Annotated in this window: 3 protein-coding genes and 1 pseudogene; 2 read left to right on the forward strand and 2 right to left on the reverse strand. The window is 48.4% G+C overall.

Features of this window, described 5'->3' with window-relative positions:
• Positions 1-471 precede the first annotated feature (471 nt).
• Complete coding sequence (locus VE954_RS04415; protein WP_324950068.1) at positions 472-1,959, forward strand: hypothetical protein; 1,488 nt, start codon at positions 472-474, stop codon at positions 1,957-1,959.
• A gap of 82 nt (positions 1,960-2,041) precedes the next feature.
• On the opposite strand, the gene VE954_RS04420 is transcribed toward VE954_RS04415, so the two are convergent.
• Positions 2,042-2,842 carry a GDSL-type esterase/lipase family protein gene (locus tag VE954_RS04420; RefSeq protein ID WP_324950070.1) on the reverse strand — a complete coding sequence of 267 codons (801 nt, stop codon included), beginning with the start codon at positions 2,840-2,842 and terminating at the stop codon, positions 2,042-2,044.
• 294 nt (positions 2,843-3,136) lie between these two features.
• Here VE954_RS04420 and VE954_RS04425 point away from each other — a divergent pair, with 294 nt between their 5' ends.
• Positions 3,137-3,376 (forward strand): hypothetical protein, encoded by a 240-nt coding sequence (locus tag VE954_RS04425; protein ID WP_324950071.1) that lies wholly within the window; start codon positions 3,137-3,139, stop codon positions 3,374-3,376.
• A 423-nt stretch (positions 3,377-3,799) separates the two neighbouring features.
• Here the strand turns inward: VE954_RS04425 and VE954_RS04430 are convergent.
• Positions 3,800-4,384 (reverse strand): annotated as a pseudogene (locus VE954_RS04430) (hypothetical protein); the annotation flags it as partial.

Genomic DNA, 4,384 nt, shown 5'->3' on the forward strand with positions numbered 1-4,384 from the left:
CGTACTAATCTCCAAACGGAGCGTCGGGGTCTGCTTTGTCTGAATTGCCAGGCTCCGGGTTCAGGAGATAGAGGGCCTTAACCTCTGTCTCCACCATCAAGCCAATGCTTACGAATCTATTTGGGTCGAACTGCGGAATTCAATCCGAAAATTTTTCAAGACGCTTCCATTAATTCAGGACTGCGAGTGAACATGAGTGAACAGCAGCTAGAGAACTGCAGAAAACTGTAGGGTAAGGCGGGGATGTCTGTTTAATGGCCAATTTATTGATATTCCTATGTAAATATCTAATATTCTTGGCTCTATAGCGGGCGCCGGACCCAGGTTCGAATCCTGGCGCGATCGCTCTCCTCCCACTCAGATAATCAAGAAATCTTAAGACTCCACACGCCTCTATTTTTATTGCTCAGTACCACCCAAAAGGCTAATTGCAGCTTTGCGAGGTAAATTCAAGATTTTTGGGAAAAATTGATGAGCAAATTTCAAAAGACAGCTCTTCTACTGGTTTTACTAGCGACCGTACTCGGTGCCGCCCTTCTGCTTTTCCGAAAAGCACCTCAACTGGAAAGCAGAGGGATCCCTTCCATACAGGTGGCTGAGGCTCAAATCCCTCATCACACAGGGAAAAGCTTTGGCACCGATACCTACAGTTGGACTGATTCCAGCTTGAGGTCGAGAAAATTTGGACTAGTCAAGAACAATAGTATGGATCCGACTGGAAACCATGGAGGATACATTCGGTACTTTGAGTATAAGGTGAACGAAGAAACCCGAATCTGCACAGGCTCATCTGATGACAACCCTGGCTTCGGGTTTCTAGTGAATCACTATAACGATGCGCAAAATAGCAACCACTGGGTCACGAGTTTGGCTCTGCCTGGCGCCTACACACGACGTTTTGAAGGCAAACATCATGCGATCCACGAGTTCAAATGGACTATGGATATTGCAAACGAGCCCCTCGACGTCACCGTTCACTGGTTCATTGCTAACGGCCAGGACAACCCCATCTTTGCCATCACCCATGATCTTTCCCGTGCCAAGCCTAATGCTGTTAATGCTGATTCTCGTTCACCCTATGGGGATATAGGTTGGGACGGAGACAAAAAAAGCGTTGTATCAGGGATTGGCTGGGGAGACCGGTTTAAGTTTAAGTCTACAAGTCCCACATTGAGCATGAAAAGTTCCTGGGACTATCAGGAACAAAGCCAGATTCCCTTCGCCCATATGTGGTCCGAATCTGCCAATGCCGAGATGGGCTTGGTCCAAACTCAGACATGGCTGCAGCATGATGCTGGAGGATACTGGCTTTACAATTCTTGGGGTAAAAAATCGGAAGGGCCCATGCCTGAGAACTGGAATTGGACCTACCAGCTGAATCAGTATCAGTTTGAGTCGGATCCATCATCCAAGCGTCTGGCCTGGGGCACAAACTATGGGGCGGTTGGACAGGTGGAATATAACGCTTACGGGGACGACAAAAAGCTAAGCGGATATCCTTATCAAAGCTACTCGCTCTATGTGGTCATGGGAGAATTTAAAAAGCGCGCTGTTGAACAACAGGGGGCTCAGGTTGAAAGTGCTCAATCCGTTGCTATTTCAGGGACAAATATCGAGGCCGCCGCTGAGGGCATTGCGGGAGTGGGAAGAAGCGACAGAACTGCATTTAAACCAAGAGGCTGGAACCATGTCTATGGCACATGGGATCTGAATCAAATTTCCGAAGGTCCGCTCGCTTTTGAATTCAAGGTTAACCGTGGTACCTTAAAGAATCCAATTTTTAGAATTAAATTGACGAAATCTTCCCAAATCAAGTCAGTCATCCAAGACAAAAAAATACTCACGCCGGATCAGGATTACCTCTTAAGCCTCGAGCAAGGAAGCGACTTAGTCTGGATGACTTTGTTAGGTGAGTATTCACGATCAACCAGAATAGTACTGAACGTTTTAGGCGCATAGTCTTAAGGCAAGCTCAGCCTTTCATATCTCTGACCTTACTTATTCTGGCAGGTGCGAATCATGCTTCGTAGAGTTCGAAGCGTCAGCCTCTTGATTGCTTTCTCAATGCAGTAGTAACAGCATCAGCCCAGATTACGTATCCCGTTGGAGTTAAATGTACGAAGTCGCCCATAATTTTCTTGCTAATCGTCCCATCCTTTTCAACAAGACCAGGTCCAATATCCAGAAAATCTACCTTCCAGGATTTAGCGGATGCTGACAGCAGTTGATTAGTCTGTCGGACCTTAATGCGAAGCGGATCAGCTGGAGACTGCTCTCGCGGGAAAATAGCCATAAGGATAATTCGCGTTTGCGGCTGGTATTTCCGGATCTGGTCGATTGTGAGATTTACACCTTTGGTGACTTCTTCCGGGGAATCACCTGCGCTCAAATTGTTTGTGCCAATAAGAAGCACGAGAGTCTCCAGAGACAAACCTTTCAACTCACCATTTTCCATTCTCCAAAGAAGCGTTTGGGTACGATCACCACCAATACCCATCCAGATAGGCTTATAGTCTGAAAACTTCTCAGCCCCTAAATCCTTTGGCCACATCTGAGTGATCGAGTCACCCATGAAACCAAGCTTGGCATCAGCCCGCACTGGATCATTGAGTATTCTCAAGACTCTGGTGCACCATTCGTTACGCGACATCCAAGGAAAGTCCTGAATTCTTGGATATGGATTCGTCGGGCTGTCGGGACCAGTTGGAATTTGTTGAACGCACTTTTCCCAGTTCACTTCAGGATGCTTAGTGAAAGGCTTTTGCTCAGAAGTGGTGGCACAGCCTAGTGGCCCCAAAGCAATCAGGAGTGTGAAAATAGAAAAAATCATTTTCAAATGCATTTTCAATCCTTCTTCGAATAGGGTCAAAGGTTGCCTCTCTAACTCTATAAGCCATAGCTGCGTCGCCCTGTCCAAAAGCAACAAACTGACTCTGCCGAAAAAACAGGCTTACGCGCCTGAGTTGCGGGCAACTACCTAATGTCCTTTGACGATTACTCATGTGACATCGCCAGGAAAACTCTGTCTCACCTGACAACAATGCGTCCACTGAAAAAATGCAGTATGCGCGACTCTCACCCGTCTCATCGTTATAGGCGGACAATGTCTGCCATTAACTTTAGGAAGAGAATCAGCATGAAAAATCTCAAGATCCTCGCCCTTGTTCTTCTTCTGCCATCGATCTCCGGCTTCGCCAATACCTGTGAGAATTTGAAATTCGAAGCTGAAGAAGTGAGACAGGAAATTCAAGCGTATCAGGCCGACCTGCATGAGGCTGCCCCGTCGTCGAAACCTTATATCGTGGCTCAAATCCGAGCTCTGAATCGCCAGCTGCTTAAAATTGGAAACCAGTTGCGCCAGCAAAATTGCGGCTGATGGCGTTCGGTTTTAAAGGCAGTGAAAGGCACCGACGGTGCCTTCATCCTCGACGTTCCATGGGCAAAGGGTCAATCCTCTGCACCGTGGGACGCATATGTCCCGCCGACCTTCCAGCTCTTGGCGATAGGCTTGGCGTTCCGAACTCGCCAGTCTTCAACCGCTTTTGGTTCACTTGCCAGCCTTCCACCATCCCAGCAGATTGAAGGATACTCCCGCTGTCAGAGAATACGTGCTATCTCCATAGGCCTTGAACATAAGAGATCGCATCGCGCTAGCCTCCACCCAGTTGATCTGCTCCAATCCTGCATGATATTGGAAGTAAGACGAGGGCGAGAACTCGCCGAGCAGGCGCACGACAATGGTCTCATCACGATCAAAATTGGTAGGCCACAGGTGCTGGCGCTCGAGTCTGAAAGACGTTTACGCACTGTATGGATAGGCAAGTCCTAATTCGGATAAAGTCGGAGAAGCGCGATCCTGGTGATAAAGGTCGCGCTTATCTGGATTGATATCCCGAGCATCAAAGGTCCAAATGCTGTAGAAATATTGACTTCCCGTAGTCACGGCAAGATTGGTGAAGCCCAGGCTATCGCGGTTGACTTCGAGGTTAAAGCGACCACCACGAACAAAGTTCACAAGGCCGATAGGAACGACTCCCGCCTGGTTCGAGATATTCACAAAACCTATTTGTACAGCCGTTCGTGACTCGGTGTCATCTCCGGCCGAGATGTTGAGCATGCCGAGCTGCAGCCCGTCGACCGCTTCGTCGCTCACATTGAGGACGAGTGCTGCTTGAACGCCACTGATCTTATCCGATCCCACGTTGAGCACGCTGAGCTGCAGGCCATGAATCTGCCCGTGGGCATAGTTGATATATCCGATCTGAGCCCCGTCGCTATCCGCAAGAACAATGTTCAAGGGACTCAGCTGCAATCCCGCTAAACGCTTATGCGTATAGTTGAGAAGCCCTGCCTGAACCCCTCTATGATTATCGGCCGTCACGTT

This window comes from Oligoflexus sp., from assembly GCF_035638955.1.
Classification (GTDB): domain Bacteria; phylum Bdellovibrionota_B; class Oligoflexia; order Oligoflexales; family Oligoflexaceae; genus Oligoflexus.